Annotated in this window: 23 protein-coding genes; 22 read left to right on the forward strand and 1 reads right to left on the reverse strand. The window is 63.4% G+C overall.

What is annotated here, in order from left to right; translation table 11 throughout:
• The first annotated feature begins 113 nt into the window (after nucleotides 1-113).
• The 18 genes from NP945_RS06920 (at nucleotide 114) to NP945_RS07005 (ending at nucleotide 17,330) form a co-directional block, all read left to right on the forward strand.
• Nucleotides 114-1,403: an imelysin family protein gene (locus NP945_RS06920; RefSeq protein ID WP_256745924.1), complete on the forward strand. Its 1,290-nt coding sequence runs from the start codon at nucleotides 114-116 to the stop codon at nucleotides 1,401-1,403.
• A gap of 113 nt (nucleotides 1,404-1,516) precedes the next feature.
• Nucleotides 1,517-1,828 carry a (2Fe-2S)-binding protein gene (locus NP945_RS06925; RefSeq protein ID WP_023811421.1) on the forward strand — a complete coding sequence of 104 codons (312 nt, stop codon included), beginning with the start codon at nucleotides 1,517-1,519 and terminating at the stop codon, nucleotides 1,826-1,828.
• Nucleotides 1,794-2,279 (forward strand): bacterioferritin, encoded by a 486-nt coding sequence (gene bfr / locus NP945_RS06930; protein WP_013527914.1) that lies wholly within the window; start codon nucleotides 1,794-1,796, stop codon nucleotides 2,277-2,279. The genes NP945_RS06925 and bfr overlap by 35 nt, the downstream gene beginning before the upstream one ends.
• 12 nt (nucleotides 2,280-2,291) lie before the next feature.
• Nucleotides 2,292-3,893, forward strand: a complete 1,602-nt coding sequence (locus tag NP945_RS06935; RefSeq protein WP_256745925.1) for a di-heme oxidoredictase family protein — start codon at nucleotides 2,292-2,294, stop codon at nucleotides 3,891-3,893.
• Nucleotides 3,893-4,972, forward strand: coding sequence for an imelysin family protein (locus tag NP945_RS06940; protein ID WP_256745926.1), 1,080 nt, complete (start codon nucleotides 3,893-3,895; stop codon nucleotides 4,970-4,972). Before NP945_RS06935 ends, NP945_RS06940 begins: the two co-directional genes overlap by 1 nt.
• Nucleotide 4,973: 1 nt before the next feature.
• Complete coding sequence (locus tag NP945_RS06945; protein WP_127266952.1) at nucleotides 4,974-6,080, forward strand: DUF1513 domain-containing protein; 1,107 nt, start codon at nucleotides 4,974-4,976, stop codon at nucleotides 6,078-6,080.
• 95 nt (nucleotides 6,081-6,175) lie between these two features.
• Complete coding sequence (gene tsaB, locus NP945_RS06950; protein WP_127327726.1) at nucleotides 6,176-6,853, forward strand: tRNA (adenosine(37)-N6)-threonylcarbamoyltransferase complex dimerization subunit type 1 TsaB; 678 nt, start codon at nucleotides 6,176-6,178, stop codon at nucleotides 6,851-6,853.
• On the forward strand, nucleotides 6,854-7,348 hold the full coding sequence (rimI, locus tag NP945_RS06955; RefSeq protein WP_256745927.1) for a ribosomal protein S18-alanine N-acetyltransferase: 495 nt from the start codon (nucleotides 6,854-6,856) through the stop codon (nucleotides 7,346-7,348).
• Between the two features lie 21 nt (nucleotides 7,349-7,369).
• A complete protein-coding gene (locus NP945_RS06960; RefSeq protein ID WP_127321189.1) occupies nucleotides 7,370-8,170 on the forward strand; it encodes a 1-acyl-sn-glycerol-3-phosphate acyltransferase in 801 nt (266 codons plus the stop codon).
• A gap of 74 nt (nucleotides 8,171-8,244) precedes the next feature.
• Nucleotides 8,245-9,654, forward strand: coding sequence for a tRNA (N6-isopentenyl adenosine(37)-C2)-methylthiotransferase MiaB (gene miaB, locus NP945_RS06965; protein ID WP_256745928.1), 1,410 nt, complete (start codon nucleotides 8,245-8,247; stop codon nucleotides 9,652-9,654).
• 83 nt (nucleotides 9,655-9,737) lie between these two features.
• Nucleotides 9,738-10,730 (forward strand): PhoH family protein, encoded by a 993-nt coding sequence (locus NP945_RS06970; protein WP_023758127.1) that lies wholly within the window; start codon nucleotides 9,738-9,740, stop codon nucleotides 10,728-10,730.
• 18 nt (nucleotides 10,731-10,748) lie between these two features.
• Nucleotides 10,749-11,249, forward strand: a complete 501-nt coding sequence (ybeY, locus tag NP945_RS06975) for an rRNA maturation RNase YbeY (protein ID WP_127381321.1) — start codon at nucleotides 10,749-10,751, stop codon at nucleotides 11,247-11,249.
• Between the two features lie 28 nt (nucleotides 11,250-11,277).
• A complete protein-coding gene (locus NP945_RS06980; RefSeq protein WP_256745929.1) occupies nucleotides 11,278-12,426 on the forward strand; it encodes a hemolysin family protein in 1,149 nt (382 codons plus the stop codon).
• A gap of 16 nt (nucleotides 12,427-12,442) precedes the next feature.
• The gene (locus tag NP945_RS06985) at nucleotides 12,443-12,913 is read left to right on the forward strand and encodes a VOC family protein (protein ID WP_127327721.1); all 471 of its coding nucleotides are present in this window, start codon (nucleotides 12,443-12,445) and stop codon (nucleotides 12,911-12,913) included.
• Between the two features lie 102 nt (nucleotides 12,914-13,015).
• Nucleotides 13,016-14,608 carry an apolipoprotein N-acyltransferase gene (lnt, locus tag NP945_RS06990; protein WP_127327720.1) on the forward strand — a complete coding sequence of 531 codons (1,593 nt, stop codon included), beginning with the start codon at nucleotides 13,016-13,018 and terminating at the stop codon, nucleotides 14,606-14,608.
• 142 nt (nucleotides 14,609-14,750) lie between these two features.
• The gene (locus NP945_RS06995; RefSeq protein WP_013527901.1) at nucleotides 14,751-15,170 is read left to right on the forward strand and encodes a helix-turn-helix domain-containing protein; all 420 of its coding nucleotides are present in this window, start codon (nucleotides 14,751-14,753) and stop codon (nucleotides 15,168-15,170) included.
• A 169-nt stretch (nucleotides 15,171-15,339) separates the two neighbouring features.
• Nucleotides 15,340-16,605, forward strand: a complete 1,266-nt coding sequence (metK, locus tag NP945_RS07000) for a methionine adenosyltransferase (RefSeq protein WP_256745930.1) — start codon at nucleotides 15,340-15,342, stop codon at nucleotides 16,603-16,605.
• 23 nt (nucleotides 16,606-16,628) lie between these two features.
• Complete coding sequence (locus NP945_RS07005) at nucleotides 16,629-17,330, forward strand: tRNA (guanosine(46)-N(7))-methyltransferase TrmB (protein WP_127399232.1); 702 nt, start codon at nucleotides 16,629-16,631, stop codon at nucleotides 17,328-17,330.
• A gap of 66 nt (nucleotides 17,331-17,396) precedes the next feature.
• Here the strand turns inward: NP945_RS07005 and NP945_RS07010 are convergent, their stop codons facing one another.
• Complete coding sequence (locus NP945_RS07010) at nucleotides 17,397-17,564, reverse strand: hypothetical protein (protein ID WP_013527898.1); 168 nt, start codon at nucleotides 17,562-17,564, stop codon at nucleotides 17,397-17,399.
• A gap of 299 nt (nucleotides 17,565-17,863) precedes the next feature.
• Between NP945_RS07010 and rimP the strand changes: the two genes are divergently transcribed.
• Genes rimP through infB form a run of 4 tightly spaced genes read left to right on the forward strand, consistent with a single transcriptional unit; the run spans nucleotide 17,864 to nucleotide 23,409 of the window.
• Entirely contained in the window at nucleotides 17,864-18,508 is a 645-nt protein-coding gene (gene rimP, locus NP945_RS07015; protein ID WP_127270712.1) for a ribosome maturation factor RimP, read from the forward strand.
• Nucleotides 18,509-18,557: 49 nt separating this feature from the next.
• Entirely contained in the window at nucleotides 18,558-20,153 is a 1,596-nt protein-coding gene (gene nusA, locus NP945_RS07020) for a transcription termination factor NusA (protein WP_013527896.1), read from the forward strand.
• Between the two features lie 38 nt (nucleotides 20,154-20,191).
• Nucleotides 20,192-20,842, forward strand: a complete 651-nt coding sequence (locus tag NP945_RS07025; RefSeq protein ID WP_127270709.1) for an RNA-binding protein — start codon at nucleotides 20,192-20,194, stop codon at nucleotides 20,840-20,842.
• Nucleotides 20,839-23,409, forward strand: coding sequence for a translation initiation factor IF-2 (infB, locus tag NP945_RS07030; protein ID WP_127294040.1), 2,571 nt, complete (start codon nucleotides 20,839-20,841; stop codon nucleotides 23,407-23,409). Before NP945_RS07025 ends, infB begins: the two co-directional genes overlap by 4 nt.
• The last annotated feature ends 2 nt before the right edge of the window (nucleotides 23,410-23,411 follow it).

The raw sequence follows: 23,411 nt of genomic DNA on the forward strand, positions 1-23,411 counted from the left end.
TCCGCGAACCGCGCGATGGCGCGGCATCTCTTGCGCCCAATGGCCCACAGATGGCCTGGCGCCGGTTGCTGCGCGCGCCGTTTACAGAATTTCCGAGAAACTGGAGAGTGATTATGACAGCACGATATGGCAGCAGGCTTGCGGCGATCGGCGCCACTGCCCTGCTGACGGCGGCGGTATTCGTGTTGCCGGCAAAGGCGGAAACCGATGCAAAGGCGGTCATCAAGACCTATTCCGACATCGCACTCGCCAAATACGAGGATTCGTTGACCACCGCGCAGGCGCTCGACAAGGCGGTCGACGCGCTGCTCGCCGCGCCATCGGTGGAAACCCTCAACGCTGCCCGTGACGCCTGGAAGGCATCGCGCGTTCCCTACCAGCAGACCGAGGTCTACCGCTTCGGCAACAAGATCGTCGACGACTGGGAAGGCAAGGTGAACTCCTGGCCGCTGGATGAAGGCTTGATCGACTACGTTGCCAAGAGCTACGGCACCGAATCGGACGCGAACGCGCTCTACACGGCCAATGTGATCGCCAACAAGGAGATCGAGATCAACGGCAAGAAGGTCGATGCATCGAAGCTTTCGCCGGAGTTCCTCTCCGGCACGCTGCAGGGAGCCGGCGGCATCGAGGCCAATGTCGCCACCGGCTACCACGCCATCGAATTCCTGCTCTGGGGCCAGGACCTGCATGGCACCGGCCCGGGTGCCGGCGAGCGCCCCTATACCGACTACGACCTCAAGAACTGCACCGGCGGCAATTGCGATCGCCGCGCCGAGTATCTGAAATCGGCCAGCGACCTTCTGGTTTCGGATATTCAGGAGATGGTCGGCAACTGGAAGGAAGACGGCGCCGCCCGCAAGGCTCTCGTCGATGGCGAGCCGAACACGGCGATCTCGACCATCTTCACCGGCATGGGCTCGCTGTCCTACGGCGAACTGGCCGGCGAGCGCATGAAGCTCGGCCTGCTGCTGCATGATCCGGAAGAGGAGCACGATTGCTTCTCCGACAACACCTACAATTCGCATCTCTACGACGCCATCGGCATTCGCGCGGCCTATCATGCGAGCTACACGCGTCTCGACGGCACCGTCGTTTCGGGTCCCTCGGTGGCCGATATGGTGAAGGCGGCCGATCCGGCGATCGACAAGGAACTGTCTGACAAGCTCGATGTCACCGTCGCCAAGATGGAGGCGATCAAGACGCGTGCACTGGCCGGCGAGGCCTATGACCAGCAGATCGCCGAGGGCAACGTTGAGGGCAACGCCACCGTGCAGGCGGCGATCGATGCGCTGATCGATCAGACCAAGTCGATTGAGCGCGCCGTCGGCTCCCTGAAGCTCAGCACCATCGCCTTCGAAGGGTCCGACAGCCTCGACGCACCCGACAAGGTGTTCAAGTAAGGGCCGAAAGACAGGAGACTGATCCGGAGCCGGACAACCGGCTCTGGAACGGCCTCCGCTAGAAAATCAAGCCACACGGCGCGGGAGACGCCGTCAGCCAGCCGAGCAAGCCAATGCTGATTTGTCATTGCAATATCATCACCGAGAAGGAGATCGAGCAGACGATCGTCGGGCTGCTGGACCAGGATCCCTGGCAGCTGATCGTGCCGGCGAAGATCTATCATGCCATGCAAAAGCGCGGTCGCTGTTGCGGCTGCTTCCCAAATGTGGTGGAAACGATCATTCGGGTCACCGAAAATTACCACGCCCGCTCGGAGGCGAGCGGCGTGGATGTCGTTTCACACCTGGATCGCGTCAGAGGCCTGCGCGTCCAATACGGGAGCAGAATTCATGAAAGGCGATCCGCAGATCATCGAGCGGCTTAACGAGGCTCTTTTTCTGGAGCTTGGGGCCGTCAATCAGTACTGGGTGCATTTCCGTCTGCTTGAGGACTGGGGATACGCCAAGCTGGCAAAGAAGGAGCGGGCGGAATCGATCGAGGAGATGCACCATGCCGACAAGCTCGTCGCCCGTATCATCTTCCTCGAAGGCCATCCGAACCTGCAGTCCGTGGCGCCACTGCGCATCGGGCAGAACGTCAAGGAAGTGCTCGAATCCGATCTTGCCGGCGAATATGACGCACGTACCGCCTACAAGCGGTCGCGCGAAATCTGCAACGACGCCGGCGACTACGTGACGATGAAGCTGTTCGAGGAATTGCTCGCCGACGAGGAGGGTCACATCGACTTTCTCGAGACGCAGCTCGACCTGCTTGCCTCGATCGGCGAGGAAAAATACGGCCAGCTCAACGCCGCATCGGCGGACGAGGCGGAGTAAGGGCATGCGGGAATGCGGCGCCTGCTAGAATTCGTGCGCCGCTCGCGGCGGGCCAATGGCTCGCCGCTCCTTCGCAAGACGCCGGCCGGATTGGCGCGTCGGCGCTATGTCGTGCTCGTGTTGGCGCTTGCCTCTTCGGCGATGGCCGGTGATCTTCAGCCTGCCGGGCTCGCCACCACTCGCACCGACCTCAATGCGAAGGACCAGGCGCGCGTCATCGCCGTCACGAGGCCGACCGCGAATTTTTCCAGGCCAGAGCAGTTCGAACTGATGCAAGGTGGCGCCGGCACGTCCCGGAAGGACGTCAGCCGCGATTCCTTCTCGCAATCCTCGGCCAACATCACCTTCGAGGAAGAGGGCGACTTCAAGCTCGGCAATGCCCTTTTCCGCAAGAACTGGGTCTCGTCGCCATCCTCGACGCAGGCGTCGGACGGGCTCGGCCCGCTGTTCAACGAACGTGCCTGCCAGAACTGCCATCTGAAGGATGGCCGCGGCCGCCCGCCGCAAGGCGACGTCGGCACCACGTCGATGTTCCTGCGGCTGGCCCGTGACGCCAGCAGCGCGGAAGAGAAGGCGGCGCTTGCCGACCACGAGGTGCTCAACTTCCCCGACCCGGTCTACGGCAGGCAATTGCAGGAGCTCGCCGTACCCGGCCTGCCCGGTGAAGGCAGGATGCATGTCGACTACCAAGAACGTAAGGTAGAGCTGACGGACCGCACTGTGATCTCCTTGCGCAAGCCGAGCTATTCGGTTGACGGCCTTGGCTACGGGCCGCTTGACCCACGCACCACGCTGTCGCCGCGCCTGACCCCGCCGATGATCGGCTTGGGCCTGATCGAACAGATCGCGCCGGCTGATATTCTCGCCCACGCCGATTCGGACGACAGGGACCGCGACGGCATTTCCGGCAGGCCGAACATCGTGCGCGATAGCCTGAACGGAAAACTGACGCTTGGCCGTTTCGGCTGGAAGGCACAGACCGCGTCGATCCGCCAGCAGGCGGCGGACGCCTTTGCCGGCGACATCGGCATCTCGACGCCCGAAGAGCCGAAGCATTGGGGCGATTGCACTGCTGCGGAGGCAAAATGCCTCGACATGCCGAACGGCGTGCAGCAGCGTCTTGGCCCGGTCGAGGCGCCGCCGCCGGTGATGGATCTCGTCACCTTCTATTCGCAGAACCTGGCCGTGCCGTCGCGCCGCGACCTCGACCGGCCCGACGTGCTCGCGGGCAAAAAAACATTCTACGAGATCGGCTGCATTGCCTGCCACACGCCGAAATTCGTCACGCGCCGCGATACGCCCAACAAGGCGCAGGCCTTCCAGCTGATCTGGCCCTATTCCGACTTCCTGCTGCACGACATGGGGCCTGATCTGGCCGATGGCCAAGCCGTGGGAGATGCGACGGGCAATGAATGGCGCACGCCGCCGCTGTGGGGCATCGGCCTGACCGGGACGGTCAACGGCAATTCCTTCTTCCTGCATGACGGGCGCGCGCGCAGCCTGACCGAGGCGATCCTGTGGCATGGCGGCGAGGCGCAGAAAGCGCGCGACCGCTTTGCCGCCGCCAGTGCGACTGAGCGTGACGCGCTGCTCAAATTCCTGGAGTCACTGTGATGTTCAAGCGTTCTGCATTGTTTCTCGTTCTTCCGCTGGCCCTGCTGGGCGTTGTCCCTGCGTCTGCGGCGGTCAAAGCCTCCGATATCATCCAGCGCGCGATCGCTGGCTTCGTCCGCCCGGCCTATGCCGGCCTGCACGAGCATGCGGAAGCCTTGACCGGATCCATGCGCGAGCTGTGCGTCACGCCCTCGCAAGGAGAACTCGATGCCGCACGCGCCGAATTCTCCGCCACCGTCTATGCCTGGTCGTCAGCCGAAATCATCGGCTTCGGACCGATCAAGGAGAACAACCGGCTGGAGCGCATGCTGTTCTGGCCGGATCGCAAGAGCATCGGCCTGAAACAGGTACAGGCGGCGCTGTCCGACAAGGATCCGACCGCGACCGATCCGGCACAACTGGCCGGCAAGAGCGTTGCCATGCAGGGGCTGGGCGCCCTCGAATTCGTTCTTTACGGCGACGGCGCCGATGCACTTGCCGGCAAGGATGATCCCTACCGCTGCGCTTATGGCACTGCCGTTGCCGGCAACATCGAAACCATGGCCGGCGAGGTCAGCGCCGCCTGGAACAAGCCGGACGGCTTTGCAGCGCTTTGGGCCAATCCGGGGCCGCAGAACCCACTTTACCGCGACGGCAACGAAGCGGTGACGGAACTGGTCGGCGTCTTCATCAATGAGCTCGAAATGGTGCGCGACGTGCGCCTGAAAGGGTTTTTCGGCGGCAAGCCGGATGCGGACAAGCCGAAACAGGCAATCTACTGGCGCTCGCAAAACACCACCGCGTCACTGGCCGGCAATCTCTCCGGCATCGATACGCTGTTCCAGGCCTCGAAGCTGGGCGATGCCCTGCAGACCGATGCGCGCTGGATGGCCGAATCGATCCACATCCAGCTGGTCAACGGTGTCGCCACCGCCAAGGCGGTCAGCGGTCCAATCGACAAGGCACTTGCCGATCCGGCGCTGCGTGACAAGCTCGATCATTTCGCGCTGATCACCTCCAGCCTGTCGACCTTGATTGGCACCAGGTTGACCGCCGAATTCGGACTGACCGCAGGCTTCTCTTCGCTGGATGGGGACTGAATTGAAAACCCCTCTGATAGATCGCCGCGATTTCCTGAGAGCTGCAGGCGTTGGCTTCATGGCGACGATGACGCCCTCGGCCTGGGCAACCACGCTTGTGGCCGACGCCGTCTTCGCCACGGCTTTCGTCAAACGCGACGGCAGCTTTGGCGCTGCCGTCCTGTCCGAGGCCGGCAAGGTCCTGCATGCGATCGACCTGCCCGATCGCGGCCACGATGTCACCTTCGATCCCATATCGAAACGCTCGGTGGTCTTCGCGCGTCAGCCCGGCACCTTCGCCGTGGTTTTCGATCACTCGGGCCGTGACGCGCCGCTGACCATCGCCAGCATCGCCGGCCGGCATTTCTTCGGCCATGGCGTGTTCTCGGCCGACGGTGCGCTGCTCTATGCCACCGAAAACGACTTCGACAACGCCGCCGGCGTCGTCGGCGTCTACGATGCGCGGGCCAAATTCAGCCGTGTCGGCGAATTCCCGACCTATGGCATGGGTCCGCACGAGCTTCTGCTCCTGGGCGATGGCAGGACGATCGCGGTTGCCAATGGCGGCATCGAGACCCATCCGGATTACGGCCGCGCCGAGCTCAACATTGCAACCATGAAGCCGTCCTATGTGCTGATAGACCGCGTCACCGGCGATCTTATCGAGAAGCACGAATTGCCGGCCGCACTGCATCAGCTGTCGATCCGCCACATGGACACCGATCGGTCCGGAAGCGTCTGGTTCGGCTGCCAGTACAGGGGGCCGGGCACCGATCGACCGTTGCTGGTCGGTCGCGCCGCGCGCGGCAAGGAGCTGCAGTTGCTGGACATGCCGCAGGACGTTTTGTCCGGCTTCCGCAACTACATAGGCTCGGTAGCCGCCAATTGGGCTGCCGGAACCGTCGCCGTTTCCTCGCCGGAAGGCAACTCGCTCGTCGTGATCGATGCGGCCAGCGGCCGGGTCGTTGCGAACAGCGCATTGGTCGAGGTCTGCGGCGTGGCGCCCGATGGAACCGGCTTCATGGCCACCACCGGCGCCGGCGAGATCGTCGAGGGCAGCGGTGCGACACGCTCCGAACCGGACTATGTCTGGGACAACCACATGCTGCGTATCGAACAGGCCGCATAGGCTACAAGCGAAGCCGCTTAACGAATTATGCACTATCCCCTTGCGGTGGCGGGCCGTGGCGGGCACAGGGAATTGTTTTTCGAACCGGTTGCCTCATGAAATTGCTTGCCATCGACTGTGCCGCCAATCTCTGTGCCGCTTGCGTCTATGACGCGACGGCGAAGCAGGAGCTTGGCCATCAGGTGCTCGATCTCGGCAAGGGCCATGCCGAGCAACTGATGGCGGTCATCGCCGAAGCGCTGGAGGCAAGCGCAACCGACTATGCAGGTCTTGGCGCCATCGCCGTCTCTGTCGGCCCCGGTTCTTTCACCGGTCTGCGCGTCGGCGTCTCGACCGCGCGTGGCCTGGCGCTGGCGCTGAAGATACCGGCAATAGGGGTGACGACACTGGAGGCGCTGGCCGTCGAAGCAGCAGCGGCATTTCCCGGTCGCGCCGTGCTGGCGGCGCTCGATGCCGGCCGCGAAGAGATCCACGCGGCCTTTTACGACGAAAGGTTAGTCTTGACTTACGGTCCGGCCGCGGCCACGCTGGCTGACGTGGTGGCTATGGCGAAGGAAACGTCTCCGGTGCTTGCCGGCACCGCGGCAGCGCTCATCAGCGCATCGGCCGGGCGCGAATTTGATGTCGGCCCTCGGACAGCCACCGCCGACATTGTCACCTACGCCCGCCTGGCTGCCGCCAAGGGCGCGGGCGAACGGCCGAAACCACTCTATATGCGCGGCGCCGACGCCAAGCCGCAGGCTGGCTTTATTCTATCAAGGCAAGAAAGATAAATGCGCATACCTTTTCTCCAACCACGCCGCCGGGACTACGCGCTCGAGCCGCTGAGGATCGCCGACAGTCCGGCGGTCTCGCTGCTGCATCGCGAGGACTTTGTCCGCCCCTGGACCGATGGCGAATTCGCCGCCCTGCTCGAACAGGACACCGTGTTCGGCTATGCCGCGCGCGAAACCGGACAGGGCTCCAAGCCGCCCGTCGGCTTCGTGCTGGCGAGGCTTGCGGCAGGCGAGGGCGAGATCCTGACCGTCGCGGTGGCGCGATCGCATCGTCGCCAGGGGCTGGGCTGGCAATTGATGGACGCGGTGTTGCGCGAACTGCACGCGCAGCGCGCCGAAGCGCTGTTCCTCGAGGTCGACGAGACCAATGTCGCGGCGATCGCGCTTTATCGTCGGCTGGGCTTCCGCGAGGTCGGCAAGCGGCCGAATTACTACAGATCGGCCGAACACGGACCGACCGGCGCGCTTGTCATGTGCCGCGATCTTCGCTAGCGAGACGGCCGGGATGGGGCGATGATCAAGAAAATCAGGATTTTCCTGGCGCTGGGCCTCGTTGTCGCCGGTTCGTTGGTCCTCGTGCCGCTACAGATCCTGTCGATGAAGACTGGCTGGTGGCCGGAAACCTTCATCCTCAAGGTCTGGCACAGGCTGATCGTCAGGGCGCTCGGCATGCGCATCCATGTCAAGGGAGCGCTGTCCGACAAGCGCCCGCTGCTGGTTGCGTCCAATCACATCTCCTGGACCGACATCATGGTGCTCGGCTCTTTTGCCGACGTAAAGTTCATCGCCAGGGCGGATATGGAAGGCTGGCCGCTGATCGGCATGCTGTCGAAGCTGCAGCGCACCGTCTTCATCGAGCGCGAGCGCAAGCGTTCGTCGGGCGACCAGGCAAGCGAGATTGCCAGCCGCATGGCCAAGGGCGATGCGATGGTGCTGTTTGCCGAGGGCTCGACCGGCGACGGCAATATGGTCCTGCCGTTCAAGAGCACGCTGTTCGGCGCCGCCTCGATGGCGATTTCCGAAGGCGCGGCGGAACAGGTGTTCATCCAGCCGGTGGCGATCGCCTATACGCGTCTGCACGGCGTGCCGCTCGGCCGCCGGCATCGCCCGCTTGCCGCCTGGATCGGCGATGAGGATTTGATGCCGCATCTCAAGGTTCTGCTCGCTGAGGGCGCGCTCGACGTCGAGGTGCATTTCGGCGAGGCAATCGCCTTTTCCAAGGGTTCGAACCGCAAGGAGACGTCGAAACTGATGGAAAGCCGGGTGCGTGAGATGATGCAGGCGGCGCTTGCCGACCCGCGGCCGAGCCGGTAGCTCCGGCACGCTCTTGCTGGCGCGGGCCGAGAATCGTCTGTTTTTTGTCACGGAAAGGCGTTAGAAGCCGCCTTATGGACTTGAACACGATAGAAAGCGACGACATCGGCACTACGGCTGGACAGCCGGCGGTGCTTCCCGCGGCAGCGAGAAAAGTCTTCATCAAGACCTATGGCTGCCAGATGAATGTCTATGATTCACAGCGTATGGCCGATGCGCTGGCTGCCGACGGCTATTCCGCGACCGATGCCATTGGCGAGGCCGACCTGGTGCTGCTGAACACCTGTCATATCAGGGAGAAGGCGGCCGAAAAGGTCTATTCCGAGCTCGGCCGTATCCGCGATATGAAAGCCGAGCGTGCCCTGGCCGGCCGTGAGATGCTGGTCGGCGTCGCCGGCTGCGTGGCGCAGGCCGAAGGCGCCGAGATCATCCGCCGTTCGCCGGCCGTCGACCTGGTCATCGGTCCGCAGACCTATCACCGGCTCCCGGACGTGCTGGCGCGGGTGCGCGGCGGCGAAAAGATCGTCGAGACCGACTACGCCCTCGAGGACAAATTCGAGCACCTGCCGCAGCCCAAGCGCGCCGAGGTCATCAAGCGCGGCGTCACCGCCTTCCTCACCGTGCAGGAAGGCTGCGACAAGTTCTGCACCTTCTGCGTTGTGCCCTATACAAGGGGCTCCGAGGTCTCCCGGCCGGTGGCGCAGATTGTCGCGGAGGCTGAGCGCCTGGCCGAAGCCGGCGTGCGCGAAGTGACGCTGCTCGGCCAGAACGTCAATGCCTGGCATGGCCAGGGCGGGAACGGTCAGGAGTGGGGGCTTGGCCGCCTGCTGTTCAGGCTGGCCGAAATTCCCGGGCTGGCGCGGTTGCGCTACACCACCAGCCATCCGCGCGACATGGACGACGAGCTCATCGCCGCCCACCGCGACCTGCCGGCATTGATGCCCTATCTGCACCTGCCGGTGCAATCCGGCTCCGACCGCATCCTCAAGGCGATGAACCGCCGGCACACGGCGAGGGATTATCTGGCGCTGCTCGACCGCATCCGTGCAGCGCGGCCTGACATCGCGCTTTCCGGCGACTTCATCGTCGGCTTTCCCAGCGAGACCGAGGCGGATTTCGAGGCGACCATGGAGCTGGTGCGTCAGGTGAATTACGCCTCGGCCTTCTCGTTCAAATATTCGCCGCGCCCCGGCACGCCGGGCGCCGAAATGTCCGATCACGTGCCGGAAACGGTCAAGGACGAGCGCTTGCAGAGACTGCAGGCTCTGCTTGTGAAGCAGCAGCAGGATTTCGGTTTGAGCCTCGTCGGAAGCACCATCGACACGCTGATCGAGAAGCCCGGCCGTCAGGCCGGCCAGAAGGTTGGCCGCTCGCCTTGGCTGCAGCCGGTTATTGTTGATGAAAAGGCCGGCGAAATCGGTGACATTATCCAGGTGCGAATCACGAAGACGGGCTACAACAGCCTGTTCGCCGAATTGGCCTGAGGGTCTCGGCAGATGAGGAGAGACGGTTGAGCGCAGCAGAGCTGAAGAACCTGCCCCCGGTACCGGCATCTGGGGCTTCTGACATGGCGCACATCGTTCTGACTTTCGACAACAACAAGCTTGCCAGCGCCCTTTATGGTCAGTTCGACGAAAACCTCGCCAGGCTGGAGCAGAAGCTTGGCGTCGACATCCGCTCACGCGGCAACCAGCTGACCATCAAGGGTTCGGCGTCGGCCGCCGAGCAGGCGCGCCGCGCCCTGGACAACCTCTACGGCATTCTCCAGAAAGGCGTCGATATAGGCCAGTCCGACGTCGACGGCGCCGTGCGCATGGCGATCGCCGCCGACGATCAGCTGACCCTGCCGACGCTGGAGCGCAAGGGCAAGGTTTCCGCCGCCCAGATCGCCACCCGCAAGAAGACGATCTATGCCCGTTCACTCAACCAGGACGCCTATATGCGGGCGCTGGAACGGTCGGAACTGGTGTTCGGCATCGGCCCGGCCGGCACCGGCAAGACCTATCTGGCGGTGGCCCATGCGGCGATGCTGCTCGAGCGCGGCATGGTCGAGCGCATCATTCTCTCGCGGCCTGCGGTCGAGGCCGGCGAACGGCTGGGCTTCCTGCCCGGCGACATGAAGGAGAAGGTCGATCCCTATCTGCGGCCGCTCTATGACGCGCTCTACGACATGATGCCCGCCGACAAGGTCGAGCGCGCCATTGCCGCCGAAGTGATCGAGATCGCGCCGCTCGCCTTCATGCGCGGCCGCACGCTGGCGCATGCCGCCGTCATCCTCGACGAGGCGCAGAACACCACGCCGATGCAGATGAAGATGTTCCTGACGCGTCTGGGCGAAAATTCGCGCATGATCGTCACCGGCGATCCGACCCAGATCGATCTTCCCTCGAACACCAAATCGGGACTGGTCGAAGCCTTGCGGGTGCTGGACGGCGTGGCGGGCGCGGTCACCGTGCGCTTCAACGACGGCGATGTGGTCCGCCATCCGCTGGTGGCGGAAATCGTCAGGGCCTACGACCGGGACGCCAAGCTGGCGCGCGGCCTCGGCGCCGAGAATTGATGTTGACGATGCGGCTTCATGCCTGAGGACATAACATCCGGCGACGGGAATGTTCCCGTCGACATCGACATATCGGTTGAGGCGGGCAACTGGCCCGACGAGGCAAGCCTGACGCGGCTGGTCGATCGCGCCGTCAAGGCGGCTTTTGCCGAAACCGGCGTGGCGGGCCGTTCCGAACTCAGCCTCGTTTTTACCGACGACGCCCATGTCCGGGTTCTCAACGCCGGCTGGCGCGGCAAGGACAAGCCGACCAATGTCTTGTCTTTCCCGGCTTTTCCGTTTGTGCAAGGCGGACCGTTGCCGCCGATGCTGGGCGACATCGTGCTCGCCGCCGAGACGGTTGCGCGTGAAGCGGCACTGGAAGACAAGCCTGTCGAGAACCATATCACCCATCTCGTCATCCACGGCCTGCTGCATTTGCTGGGTTACGATCACGAGACCGACACTGAAGCCGAGGCGATGGAAGCCGTCGAACGCGCGGCGCTTGCAAGGCTTGCCATTCCCGACCCCTACGCGTAACTACATCTGATCAATTGACCGGACGACGATGAACGACAAACCAGAAACTGCCGCCCGCCCCGACGCCGGCAGTGCGACCAAGGCTTCCGATACGTCGGAAGAGGGATCAAGTCCGAGTACCGTTACCTCTGGTGCTAACAGTACCTCTGGTGCTAACAGTACCTCTGGCGCTAGCAGTACCTCTGCTGCTGCCGGTGCTGGCAGCGCTGCCAGCGAGACGTTGCCTGCCGGTCCCTCCCTGTTCGACCGCGTTCTGGGCTTGTTTCGGCAACGCAACGGAACCAGCCTGCGTGAGGAAATTGCCGGCGCGCTTGCCGAGACGACGAGCGATGCCGGCGCCTTCTCGCCCGGCGAACGCGCCATGCTCAACAACATCCTGCGGCTGCGCGAAGTGCGCGTCGAGGACGTCATGGTACCGCGCGCCGACATTCAGGGGGTCGAAATCACGACGACGCTCGGCGATCTCCTGGGCACTTTCGAACAATCCGGCCATTCCCGCATGCCGGTCTATTCCGAGACGCTCGATGATCCGCGCGGCATGGTCCATATCCGTGACGTGCTGGCCCACATCACCAAGATCGCGCGCGTCAAGAAGGGCCGCACGACCAGGAAAACCCCCGCTGCCACGGTTCTCGATCTTGCCCAGGTCGACCTCGCACGCACCATTGGCGACCTCAATCTGATCCGCCCGGTGCTGTTCGTGCCGCCGTCGATGCTTGCCTCCGACCTGATGGGCCGCATGCAGACGACGCGCACCCAGATGGCGCTGGTCATCGACGAATATGGCGGCACCGACGGCCTCGCCTCGCTGGAAGACATCGTCGAGATGGTGGTCGGCGACATCGAGGACGAGCATGACGACGACGAGCCGATGATCACCCAGAGCGGCGACGGCGTGTTCATCGTCGACGGCAAGGCCGAGATCGACGACGTCGCCAAGATGATCGGCGGGGATTTCGCCGCCGGTGAACATGGCGAATATGTCGACACGATCGGCGGCATGATCTTCAACACGCTTGGCCGTGTTCCGGCCCGCGGCGAGGTGGTGCAGGCCATACCCGGCTTCGAATTCCATGTCCTCGATGCCGATCCGCGCCGCGTCAAGCGCGTGCGCATCGTGCAGAGCCAGAAGGGTGAGCGCCGCCGGCGCGCCACCGCGCGCACCGAACAGGCGTGAGCGTCACGCTCGCCCGATGACTGTCGACGACCCGTTCAAGCATCCAAGTCTGGGGTCCGGTGTCTTCTACAAGGACCCTCGTGCCGCGCTGGACTGGCTTGAAGCAGCATTTGGCTTCGAGCGCAGCATGGTGGTCAGCGATGCCGAGGGAAAACTCGTCCATGCAGAGATGCGATTCGGCGACAGCTACATCATCGTCGATTCCGAATGGAGCGATTATGTCGCCAGCCCGGCTTCGGTCTCGGGCAGGAACACGCAGTCGATCTATGTCAGGCTGAAGGGCGGCCTGGATGCGCATTGCGAGCAGGCGCGGGCGACCGACGCTGAGATCATCCAGGAGCCGGCGGATCAGTTCTACGGCGAGCGCCAGTATCGTGCCCGCGACCCCGAGGGCCATGTCTGGACCTTCACGCAGACCATCCGTTCGGTTCCGCGCGAGGAGGCCGAGCGGCTGGGGGGCGTTCAAATCGAGGGTTGGCACCGGTAGGGCAGGGCCGGAGCTGTGCATCTCAGCCAGCCATCCGCCCGTTTGGAGCGCGGAGCGCAGCCTGTTAAATCTTGTGTCCTGATTCGCGACTCGGAAGTATGCATGGAGCGCCTCACCGGCCGGATAATTCTGCTTTGGGGTTGGCGGCGTGCGCTCGTGGCGTTTCTCGCAGGTGCCTTGGCGGTGCTTGGTCAGGCGCCTTACGATTTCTTCGCCGCCTGTTTCGTCTCGTTTCCGCTGCTGGTCTGGCTGCTCGACGGCGCCACCGGTGAAGCTTCCGGCAGTCTGTTCCGGCGTCTGCGGCCGGCTTTCGCCGTCGGTTGGTGGTTCGGTTTCGGCTATTTCCTCGCCGGCCTCTGGTGGATCGGTTCGGCGCTGCTGGTCGAGGCCGACAGCTTTGCCTGGGCGCTCCCCTTCGCCGTGGTCGGCATTCCTTTCATGCTCGCCTTTTTCTACGGCTTTGCGGCAATCGTTGCCCGGCTGCTGTGGAGCAACGACATTGGCCGCATCGCCGCCCTTGCCTTCGGCTTCGGGCTGGCGGAATGGCTGCGCGATTTCCTGTTCACCGGTTTTCCCTGGAATGCCGTCGGCTACGCGGCCATGCCCGTGCCGCTGCTGATGCAGAGCGTCTCGGTGACGGGCATGATCGGCATGAACGCGCTCGCCGTGTTCGTCTTCGCACTGCCGGCACTGCTGGCGGCACGTCGGCACCTGCGCCTCGGCGCGGCACTGTTTGTCATGCTCGCCGCCGCCCATGTCGGCTTCGGCTATGTCAGGCTTGGCGCTCCCGAACCGCCAGCTTCACGCAGCCTGGATGTCCGCATCGTTCAGCCGGCCGTGGACCTGTCGGAAAAATGGGATGCCTCGGTGCGCGACCGCATCTTCGCGGTCCTGATGGGGCTCTCGGCCAAGGCGCCGGACCCAGGCCATCAAAAGCCGCAGCTGATCCTGTGGCCCGAAACCTCGGTGCCTTTCCTCTTCACCGAGCGTCCGGACGCATTGACGGCGCTGGGAGACATGCTCGGATCCGGCCAGATGCTGATTGCCGGCGTCGTTCGCGAGGAAGGCGGTTCGGCCGCGAATGCCGACAGCCGTTACTACAACTCCGTGGTGGCGATCGACGACAAGGGTGAAATCGCTGACGCCGTCGACAAGGTTCACCTGGTGCCGTTCGGCGAATACCTGCCTTTCGCCGATCTGCTCCAGCGTTTCGGCATCGAGCAACTGGTTGCCGGGCCGATGAGTTTCGCGGCCGGCAATGAGCGGCACGCCATCACGCTGCCCGATGGCATCCGTGCGCTGCCATTTATCTGTTATGAGGTGATCTTTCCCGATCTTGTGGCAGTTGACGCTGCGTCAGCGCAGCTTATTGTGAACGTTACCAACGATGCGTGGTTCGGCGACACGCCGGGTCCGTATCAGCATTTCAGGCAGGCCCAGATCCGCGCGGTGGAAAATGGATTGCCATTGGTACGTGCTGCCAACAACGGCATCTCGGCCGTCGTCGATCCGCGTGGGCGCATCGTCGATGCGCTTGCGATCGACGCACGCGGCGCCATCGATGCCCACATACCGATTTCCGGACAGGCGCTCATATCTCCCGGCCAACGGCGCATTAACGGAATGCTGATCATGTTGCTGTTTGCCGTTGGGGCAGCGCTGTTGAACGTAAGGCAAAGGCTACGGGTGAATTGACAGCCAACACATTAGAAACTCATACTGTAAGTGCCTGAAAATTTCTCGAAGCCGGTGGATCGTTCTGTTGGGGCAGTTGCCTCCGGCTTTGTTTGGGCAGGAAAAAAAATAGAGAAAGCCGAAAAAATTCGGCGAGGAAAAAATGACAGAAGACAACAAGAAGAAACCGAATCCGATCGACATCCATGTTGGCAGTCGCATCCGGCTTCGCCGCAACATGCTGGGAATGAGCCAGGAAAAGCTGGGAGAAAACCTCGGCATCACATTTCAACAGATTCAGAAATATGAAAAAGGCACCAACCGCGTCGGCGCCAGCCGATTGCAGGCGATAGCGTCCATACTCGGCGTGCCGGTCGCCTTCTTTTTCGAGGATGCGCCCGGCCAGGAGCCCGTGGCGGGCCGTGGATTTGCCGAGGACGCGTCGATGGCTTTCGCTGTCGAATTCTGCGGCAGCCCTGAAGGCCTTCAGCTCAACCGGGCCTTTGTCAAGATCGCTGATGCCAAGGTGCGCCGCAGGATTATAGACCTGGTCAAGTCCCTCTCCGCCGACGATCCCGACTGATCCTCAATCACGCCAGCACCGGCGGCGTCTTGTCGCTGGTGGCACAAGATAACTGCATCGACATTCATGCCAGAGCCGAAGCACCGCTTGACGAGCGGCGCTTCGCCCCGCTAACACGTGGCGCGCCAAAATCGGCAGCCTGCCGATCGTTTTTCAAGAGGGGACACCCGTGACGCGGCAGAACTACTTCTTTACCTCGGAATCCGTTGCCGAGGGCCATCCCGACAAAGTCTGTGACCGGATTTCCGACGAGATCGTCGATCTAGTGTATCGCGAAGCCAAGAAGACCGGCATGGACCCGTGGAAAGTCCGTGTCGCCTGCGAGACGCTGGCCACCACCAACCGTGTCGTCATCGCCGGCGAAGTGCGTGTTCCCGACACGCTGCTCAAGAGGGACAAGGCAGGCAATATTCTCAAGGATGCCGCTGGGCATCCGGTCGTCAATCCGGCCAAGTTCAAGTCGGTCGCCCGCAAGGCGATCCGCGAAATCGGCTACGAGCAGGCCGGCTTCCACTGGAAAACGGCGAAGATCGAGGTTCTGCTGCACGGCCAGTCGCCTGACATCGGACAGGGCGTCGACAATGCCTCCGACCGTCAGGGCGAAGAGGGTGCCGGCGACCAGGGCATCATGTTCGGTTATGCCTGCCGCGAGACGCCGGATCTGATGCCGGCGCCGATCTACTACAGCCACAAGATCCTCGAATTGCTGGCGGCCGCCCGCCACGAGGGCAGCGGTGAAGCCGGCAGGCTCGGACCGGATGCCAAGAGCCAGGTCACCGTTCGCTATGTCGACGGCAAGGCCGCCGAGGCGACGCAGATCGTGCTGTCCACGCAGCATCTCGATGCGAGCTGGGATTCGAAGAAGGTCCGCAAGGTCGTCGAACCCTATATCCGGGAGGCGCTGGGCGAGCTGAAGATCGCCGACAACTGCATGTGGTACATCAATCCGACCGGCAAGTTCGTCATCGGCGGGCCGGACGGCGACGCCGGGCTGACCGGCCGCAAGATCATCGTCGACACCTATGGCGGTGCCGCACCCCATGGCGGCGGTGCCTTCTCCGGCAAGGACACCACCAAGGTGGATCGTTCGGCGGCCTATGCGGCGCGCTACCTGGCCAAGAACGTCGTGGCGGCGAAACTCGCCGACCGCTGCACCATCCAGCTTTCCTACGCCATCGGCGTTGCTCAGCCGCTGTCGGTCTATGTCGACTTGCACGGTACCGGCAAGGTCGACGAGGCAAAGCTCGAGGACGCGTTGCGCACGGTGATGGATCTGTCGCCGTCGGGCATCCGCCGTCACCTCGATCTCAACAAACCGATCTACGCCAAGACGTCGTCCTACGGCCATTTCGGCCGCAAGGCCGGCCGTGATGGGTCTTTCTCCTGGGAAAAGACCGATCTCGCCAAGGCGCTCAAGGACGCGGTCGCCGCCTGACAGCGGCGCCGCAAAGTCCCACCATGGATCCGAAGGACAGACCAAGCCGCGCGACCGAAGCCTTTTTCGGTCGCCGGCGCGGCAAAACCATGCGTCCGCAGCAGGCGGCCGCACTGGAAAGCGGCTTTGGCACATATCGGCTCGATCTGACGGCTGAACCGCCGGCTGATCTGCACGCTCTGTTTGAGACGGATGTCCGCGCGGTTCGCCTTGAGATTGGCTTCGGCGGTGGCGAGCATCTCCTGCATCGTGCGATCGAGGCGCCTTCGATCGGCTTTATCGGCGTCGAGCCCTTCGTCAACGGCATGGCCAAGATGATGATGGCGGTGCGCGAGAAACCACTCGCCAATCTGCGGGTCTATGACGACGACGCCACAAGGCTGCTCGACTGGCTGCCGCAAGCCTCGCTCGACGGCATCGATCTGCTCTATCCCGACCCTTGGCCGAAGAAGAAACACTGGAAGCGGCGCTTCGTCAGCCCGGTCAATCTCGAGCGGTTCGCGCGTGTGCTGAAGCCTGGTTCAAAATTCCGCTTCGCGTCCGACATCGACACCTATGTCAACTGGACCCTGCTGCATTGCCGCGCGCATGGCGCGTTCGCATGGCAGGCTTGCGAGGCGGCGGACTGGCACCTTTCCTATGAAGGTTGGCCGGGCACCCGTTACGAGGCCAAGGCCATTCGTGAGGGCCGGCGGCCGGCCTATCTTACCTTCATTCGGAAATAAGCTCGCGGTCTTAGAGAAATTCCAGGAAAAGTGTGAAACGGTTTTCCGTCCGGAATTGCGTCAAAGCTAGAAGCGGCGGCCGATGCGATCGAAGGCGGCAGGCTCGACGCCGAGATTGCGCAGGTCGTCGGCGCGCGGCCTGCGCCCGGCTTCCACGGCCCGTGAAGCGGCCACGGCGCTGCCGAATACGGTGAAGAAGTCGCCTATTGCAGAAAATATCTTGCGGTTGCTCATGATCATGTCCTTTCGCGCACGTATGGCGCACGGCCACATTTGTGCGGCGCAACATAAATAGGTGCGTTTCAGCGCCGATCCCATGGGTGTCGCCGCATAGGCGCCATGCGCCCCATGCAACGCTGGCGCGGGCCGCCTCGATGGCGGCGTTGCCCGACCAGCACAGCGGGCTTGAAACACAGGCCGTCATCGTCTATATCAGCCTCAAATTCTTGGTCGGTATGACGAAGAGTGGGTCCATCCGGTCCCGCTCTTTTTTATTACCTGCCGATAACTTGGTAGAGAACGACAGGGCTTCAATGACTGCAACGGCAAGCGAGGGCGACGATCGCATCATCCGCGAAAGCGGCATCGATGCGCGCATCGCGCTGATCGTCCAGCCGGTTCTGCGCGGCATCGGCTTCCGCCTCGTGCGGGTGCATCTGTCGGGCCAGAACGGGCTGACGCTGCAGATCATGGCCGAACGCGAGGACGGCACCATGACCGTCGAGGATTGCGAAGAGGTCAGCCGCGCGGTGTCGCCGGCGCTCGACGTCGATGATCCGATCGAAAAGGCCTATCACCTCGAAGTCTCGTCGCCCGGCATCGACCGGCCACTGGTCCGTAAATCGGATTTCACGACCTGGACGGGTCATCTGGTGAAGATGGAAACATCGATGGTCGTCGCCGACCGCAAGCGCTTCAAGGGCAAGATCGCCGAAGCCGGCGAAGACGATGTGCTGATTGAGCGCGACAAGGCAGCCTATGGCGAGGAGCCGACGGTGCGTGTCCCCTACGATGCGATTGCCGACGTGCGCCTGATCCTGACCGACGATCTCATCCGCGATGCCCTGTCGAAGGACAACAGGGCGCGCAAGGAAGCCAAGAAGCGCCGCGGCGAACCGGACGACGACGAGTCGGGTGCGGAAGCGGACGCCACGGAAGACCACGAACAGGAACTATGATTGAGCTGCCGGGCGCAAAGGCCCGGCAAACAAGCTCCGGAGAAAAACGATGGTTGTAAGCGCCAACAGACTTGAATTGCTGCAGATCGCCGACGCGGTCGCGCGTGAAAAGTCGATCGACAAGTCGATCGTCATCGCCGCCATGGCCGATGCGATCCAGAAGGCGGCGCGCTCGCGTTACGGTCAGGAGACCAACATCCGCGCCGACATCAACCCGAACACCGGTGAGATGAAGCTGCAGCGGCTGATGGAAGTGGTCGAGAAGGTCGATGACTACGCCACGCAGATCGCCATTTCCTCGGCTCGCGAGCGCAATCCCGACGCCCAGCTCGGCGACTTCATCGCCGAACAGCTGCCGCCCATGGATTTCGGCCGCATCGCCGCCCAGTCGGCCAAGCAGGTCATCGTGCAGAAGGTCCGCGAGGCCGAACGCGACCGCCAGTATGACGAGTACAAGGACCGCATCGGCGAGATCGTCAACGGTACCGTCAAGCGCGTCGAATACGGCAACGTCATCGTCGATCTCGGCCGCGGCGAAGCGATCATCCGTCGCGATGAGCTGATCCCGCGTGAAAACTACAAATATGGCGACCGCGTCCGCGCCTATGTCTACGATGTGCGCCGCGAGCAGCGCGGCCCGCAGATCTTCCTGTCGCGTACCCATCCGCAGTTCATGGCCAAGCTGTTCACCATGGAAGTGCCGGAAATCTATGACGGCATCATCGAGATCAAATCGGTCGCCCGCGACCCAGGTTCGCGCGCCAAGATCGCCGTTATCTCGCGCGACAGCTCGATCGATCCGGTCGGCGCCTGCGTCGGCATGCGCGGCAGCCGCGTCCAGGCCGTCGTCGGCGAATTGCAGGGCGAGAAGATCGACATCATTCCGTGGTCGCCTTCGGCGGCGTCCTTCATCGTCAACGCGCTGCAGCCGGCGGAAGTCGCCAAGGTCGTGCTCGACGAGGATGCCGAGCGCATCGAAGTCGTGGTTCCCGACGACCAGCTGTCGCTGGCCATCGGCCGCCGCGGCCAGAACGTGCGTCTGGCTTCGCAGCTGACCGGCTGGGATATCGACATCCTCACCGAGGCCGAAGAATCCGAGCGTCGCCAGAAGGAATTCGTAGAGCGTTCGTCGCTGTTCATGGAAGCCCTCGACGTCGACGAGATGGTCGGCCAGGTGCTGGCCTCCGAAGGCTTCACCAGCGTCGAGGAAGTCGCGTATGTCGATTCCGGCGAGATCGCCTCGATCGACGGTTTCGACGAGGACACCGCTTCGGAAATCCAGACCCGCGCCCGCGAATATCTGGAGAAGATCGAGGCCGAGCACGATGACAAGCGCAAGGCGCTCGGTGTTTCGGACGAGTTGCGCGAAATTCCCGGCGTCACCACCGCCATGATGGTGACGCTTGGCGAGGACGGCGTGAAGACGATCGAGGATTTCGCCGGCTATGCCGCCGACGACCTGACCGGCTGGAAGGAACGCAAGGACGGCGAGACAAAGGTCTATCCGGGCGTGCTGGCCAATCATGGCGTGACCCGCGCAGACGCCGAACAGATGGTTCTGGCCGCCCGCCTCAAGGCCGGCTGGATCACCGAAGACGAGCTTGCAGCCGAAGAAGTCTCGGCTGACGAAGCCGTTGGTGCGTGAGGTGAAACCGCATCGCACCGAACCCGCCCCTGGACGAGATGAACGATCGCACCTGCATCGTTACGCGCAAACAAGCCGAACCGGATGATCTGATCCGGTTCGTCGTCGGCCCGGATTCGGCCGTCGTTCCCGACATCAAGAGAAATCTGCCCGGCCGCGGTTGCTGGGTGAGCGCCGACCGCCTACATATCGACAAGGCTGCGGCGAAGAACCTCTTTGCCCGCGCCTTCAAGGCACAGGTGGTCGTGCCGCCCGATCTTGGCGGCATGATCGACGGGCTGCTTTCCAGGCACGCTCTGGGCATGCTTGGTCTTGCCCGTAAGGCAGGCGCAATTTCGCTTGGTGCTACCAAGGTCGAAAGTGCTGTTCGCGGCGGATTGGCGCTTTTCGTGCTCCACGCGACCGAGGCGTCCGATGACGGCGTGCGCAAGATCAGCCAGGCGCGACGGGCGACAGTCCATCTCGGCGGGCCCGCCATCCTTGCCTACAAACTTTTCTCCGAGGTCGAGTTGAGCTTGGCATTGGGGGGTACAAATGTGATACATGCTGCCGTTCTCGCGGGAGACGCGGGCAGGGCGGTCCAGAAGCGCATGGTTGCGCTCGACCGGTATCGGGGCGGTTCCCCGGACGATCTGGCAATGCTTGCGGCTGTTGCTGACGAAGATGATGCCGCAGAGGATATGGAATGAGCGATACGAAATCGGGTGACGACAATACGCTGAGTGTGACGCCGAAGAAGACCTTGACGCTGAAGCGCCCCGGTATGGAACAGGGCACTGTGCGCCAGAACTTCTCGCACGGCCGCACCAAGCAGGTCGTCGTCGAAACCAAGAAGCGCAAGTTCTCGATGCCCGGCGACAAGCCGGAGCCTGTTGCCGCCCCCGTCTTCACACCGAAGCCGGCGGTCGTGGCCGCACCCGTCGTCGTGCCGGAAGCACCGAAGGCGCCACCACCGCCGCCGGCCCCGGTCGAACGCAGCGGCATGGTGCTGAACGAACTGTCGCGCAGTGAAATGGAAGCGCGCCGCAGGGCGCTCGAGGGCTCGAAGGTTCGCGAGGTCGAGGACCGCCAGCGCGCCGCCGAGGATGCCAAGCGTCGCGCCGAGGACGAAGAGCGCCGCAAGCGCGAACGCGATGAATCCGCACGCCGCCAGGCCGAGGAAGAGGCGCGGCTGCAGACCGAGGCCGAATCCCGCCGTCGGGCTGAGGAAGAGGCCCGTCGACGCGCGCCATTGGCTGCCGAACTGGCAACGGTCGATGACGAGGAAGTGGCCAAGCCGAAGCGTGTTGGTGCCGGCGCACCGGTGCGCCGTCCGGTCACGCCCGAAGTGGCGCGTCCGGCCAAGCCGACCAAGGCCGAGGAAGACCGCCGCCGCGGCAAGCTGACGCTGAATTCAGCATTGTCCGACGAAGACGCGCGAGCCCGTTCGCTGTCGTCGATGCGTCGCCGCCAGGAAAAATTCAAGCGCGCGATGCACAATGAGCCGCGCGAGAAAGTCATGCGCGAAGTGATCCTGCCAGAGACCATTACGATCCAGGAACTGGCGCAACGCATGTCCGAGCGCGCGGTCGACCTGGTCAAGTTCTTCATGAAGCAGGGCCAGATCCTGAAGCCGGGCGACGTCATCGATGCCGACACGGCCGAGCTGGTTGCTACCGAATTCGGCCACACGGTCCGCCGCGTCGCCGAGTCCGACATCGAGGAAGGCCTGTTCAACATCGCCGACAATGCCGAGGACCTGGTTTCGCGTCCGCCGGTCGTGACGATCATGGGTCACGTCGATCATGGCAAGACCTCGCTGCTCGACGCGATCCGCAACGCCAATGTCGTCTCCGGCGAAGCCGGCGGCATCACCCAGCATATCGGCGCCTACCAGGTCGAGAAGAACGGTCACAAGATCACCTTCATCGACACGCCCGGCCACGCCGCCTTCACGGCGATGCGTGCTCGTGGCGCCCAGGCGACCGACATTGCCATCCTGGTGGTTGCCGCCGACGACAGCGTCATGCCGCAGACGATCGAATCGATCAGCCATGCCAAGGCGGCCGGCGTTCCGATCATCGTGGCGATCAACAAGATCGACAAGCATGATGCCGATCCGCAGAAAGTGCGCTCCGAACTGCTGCGCCACGAGGTTTTCGTCGAATCCATGGGCGGTGAAGTTCTGGACGTCGAAGTGTCGGCGACCAAGGGCACCAATCTCGACAAGCTGCTCGAGGCGATCCTGCTGCAGGCCGAAATTCTCGACCTGAAGGCCAATCCGGATCGTACCGCCGAGGGTGTCGTCATCGAAGCCCAGCTCGACAAGGGCCGTGGCCCCGTCGCGACCGTGCTGGTGCAGACCGGCACGCTGATGCCGGGCGACATCCTTGTTGCCGGCAACGAATGGGGCCGGGTGCGTGCGCTGGTCAACGATCGTGGCGTGCAGATCAAGGAAGCGCCGCCGGCGATGCCGGTGGAAGTGCTTGGCTTGCAGGGCACACCGCAGGCCGGCGATCGCTTCGCCGTGGTCAACAACGAGGCCCGTGCCCGCGAGATCACCGAATACCGCCAGCGGCTGGCGCGCGAGAAGGCGGTTGCCAAGCATGCCGGCCAGCGCGGTTCGCTTGAGCAGATGATGTCGCAATTGCAGACAAGCGGGCTGAAGGAATTCCCGCTGGTCATCAAGGGCGACGTGCAGGGCTCGATCGAGGCGATCAACGCCGCACTCGACAAACTCGGCACCGACGAAGTGCGTGCGCGCATCGTCCATGCCGGCGCCGGCGCCATCACCGAAAGCGACGTGTCGCTGGCGGAGACTTCGGGTGCCGCGATCATCGGCTTCAACGTCCGCGCCAACGTCCAGGCGCGTGCCGCCGCAGCGGCGGCTGGCATCGAGATCCGCTACTACTCGATCATCTACAACCTCGTGGATGACGTGAAGGCGGCTCTGTCGGGCCTGCTGTCGCCGGAGCGTCGCGAGACCTTCATCGGCAACGCGCAGATCCTCGAGATCTTCGACATCACCAAGGTCGGCAAGATCGCCGGCTGCCGTGTCACCGAAGGCAAGGTCGAGCGTGGCGCGGGTGTGCGCCTGATCCGTGACAACGTCGTCATCCACGAAGGGACGCTGAAGACCCTGAAGCGCTTCAAGGACGAAGTTTCGGAAGTCCCCGGCGGCCAGGAGTGCGGCATGGCCTTCCAGAATTACGAAGACATGCGCGTCGGCGACGTCATCGAGTGCTTCCGCGTCGAGATGGTGACCCGGACACTCTGAGT

Source organism: Mesorhizobium sp. LMG17149, from assembly GCF_024518695.1.
In the GTDB taxonomy this organism is placed as follows: domain Bacteria; phylum Pseudomonadota; class Alphaproteobacteria; order Rhizobiales; family Rhizobiaceae; genus Mesorhizobium.

Coding starts and splice junctions, on each gene's coding strand:
- NP945_RS06920 (WP_256745924.1), top strand. CDS start 114: ATGACAGCACGATATGGCAGCAGGCTTGCGGCGATCGGCGCCACTGCC.
- NP945_RS06925 (WP_023811421.1), top strand. CDS start 1,517: ATGCTGATTTGTCATTGCAATATCATCACCGAGAAGGAGATCGAGCAG.
- bfr (WP_013527914.1), top strand. CDS start 1,794: ATGAAAGGCGATCCGCAGATCATCGAGCGGCTTAACGAGGCTCTTTTT.
- NP945_RS06935 (WP_256745925.1), top strand. CDS start 2,292: ATGCGGCGCCTGCTAGAATTCGTGCGCCGCTCGCGGCGGGCCAATGGC.
- NP945_RS06940 (WP_256745926.1), top strand. CDS start 3,893: ATGTTCAAGCGTTCTGCATTGTTTCTCGTTCTTCCGCTGGCCCTGCTG.
- tsaB (WP_127327726.1), top strand. CDS start 6,176: ATGAAATTGCTTGCCATCGACTGTGCCGCCAATCTCTGTGCCGCTTGC.
- rimI (WP_256745927.1), top strand. CDS start 6,854: ATGCGCATACCTTTTCTCCAACCACGCCGCCGGGACTACGCGCTCGAG.
- NP945_RS06960 (WP_127321189.1), top strand. CDS start 7,370: ATGATCAAGAAAATCAGGATTTTCCTGGCGCTGGGCCTCGTTGTCGCC.
- miaB (WP_256745928.1), top strand. CDS start 8,245: ATGGACTTGAACACGATAGAAAGCGACGACATCGGCACTACGGCTGGA.
- NP945_RS06970 (WP_023758127.1), top strand. CDS start 9,738: ATGGCGCACATCGTTCTGACTTTCGACAACAACAAGCTTGCCAGCGCC.
- ybeY (WP_127381321.1), top strand. CDS start 10,749: ATGCCTGAGGACATAACATCCGGCGACGGGAATGTTCCCGTCGACATC.
- NP945_RS06980 (WP_256745929.1), top strand. CDS start 11,278: ATGAACGACAAACCAGAAACTGCCGCCCGCCCCGACGCCGGCAGTGCG.
- NP945_RS06985 (WP_127327721.1), top strand. CDS start 12,443: ATGACTGTCGACGACCCGTTCAAGCATCCAAGTCTGGGGTCCGGTGTC.
- lnt (WP_127327720.1), top strand. CDS start 13,016: ATGGAGCGCCTCACCGGCCGGATAATTCTGCTTTGGGGTTGGCGGCGT.
- NP945_RS06995 (WP_013527901.1), top strand. CDS start 14,751: ATGACAGAAGACAACAAGAAGAAACCGAATCCGATCGACATCCATGTT.
- NP945_RS07005 (WP_127399232.1), top strand. CDS start 16,629: ATGGATCCGAAGGACAGACCAAGCCGCGCGACCGAAGCCTTTTTCGGT.
- NP945_RS07010 (WP_013527898.1), bottom strand. CDS start 17,564: ATGAGCAACCGCAAGATATTTTCTGCAATAGGCGACTTCTTCACCGTA.
- rimP (WP_127270712.1), top strand. CDS start 17,864: ATGACTGCAACGGCAAGCGAGGGCGACGATCGCATCATCCGCGAAAGC.
- nusA (WP_013527896.1), top strand. CDS start 18,558: ATGGTTGTAAGCGCCAACAGACTTGAATTGCTGCAGATCGCCGACGCG.
- NP945_RS07025 (WP_127270709.1), top strand. CDS start 20,192: ATGAACGATCGCACCTGCATCGTTACGCGCAAACAAGCCGAACCGGAT.
- infB (WP_127294040.1), top strand. CDS start 20,839: ATGAGCGATACGAAATCGGGTGACGACAATACGCTGAGTGTGACGCCG.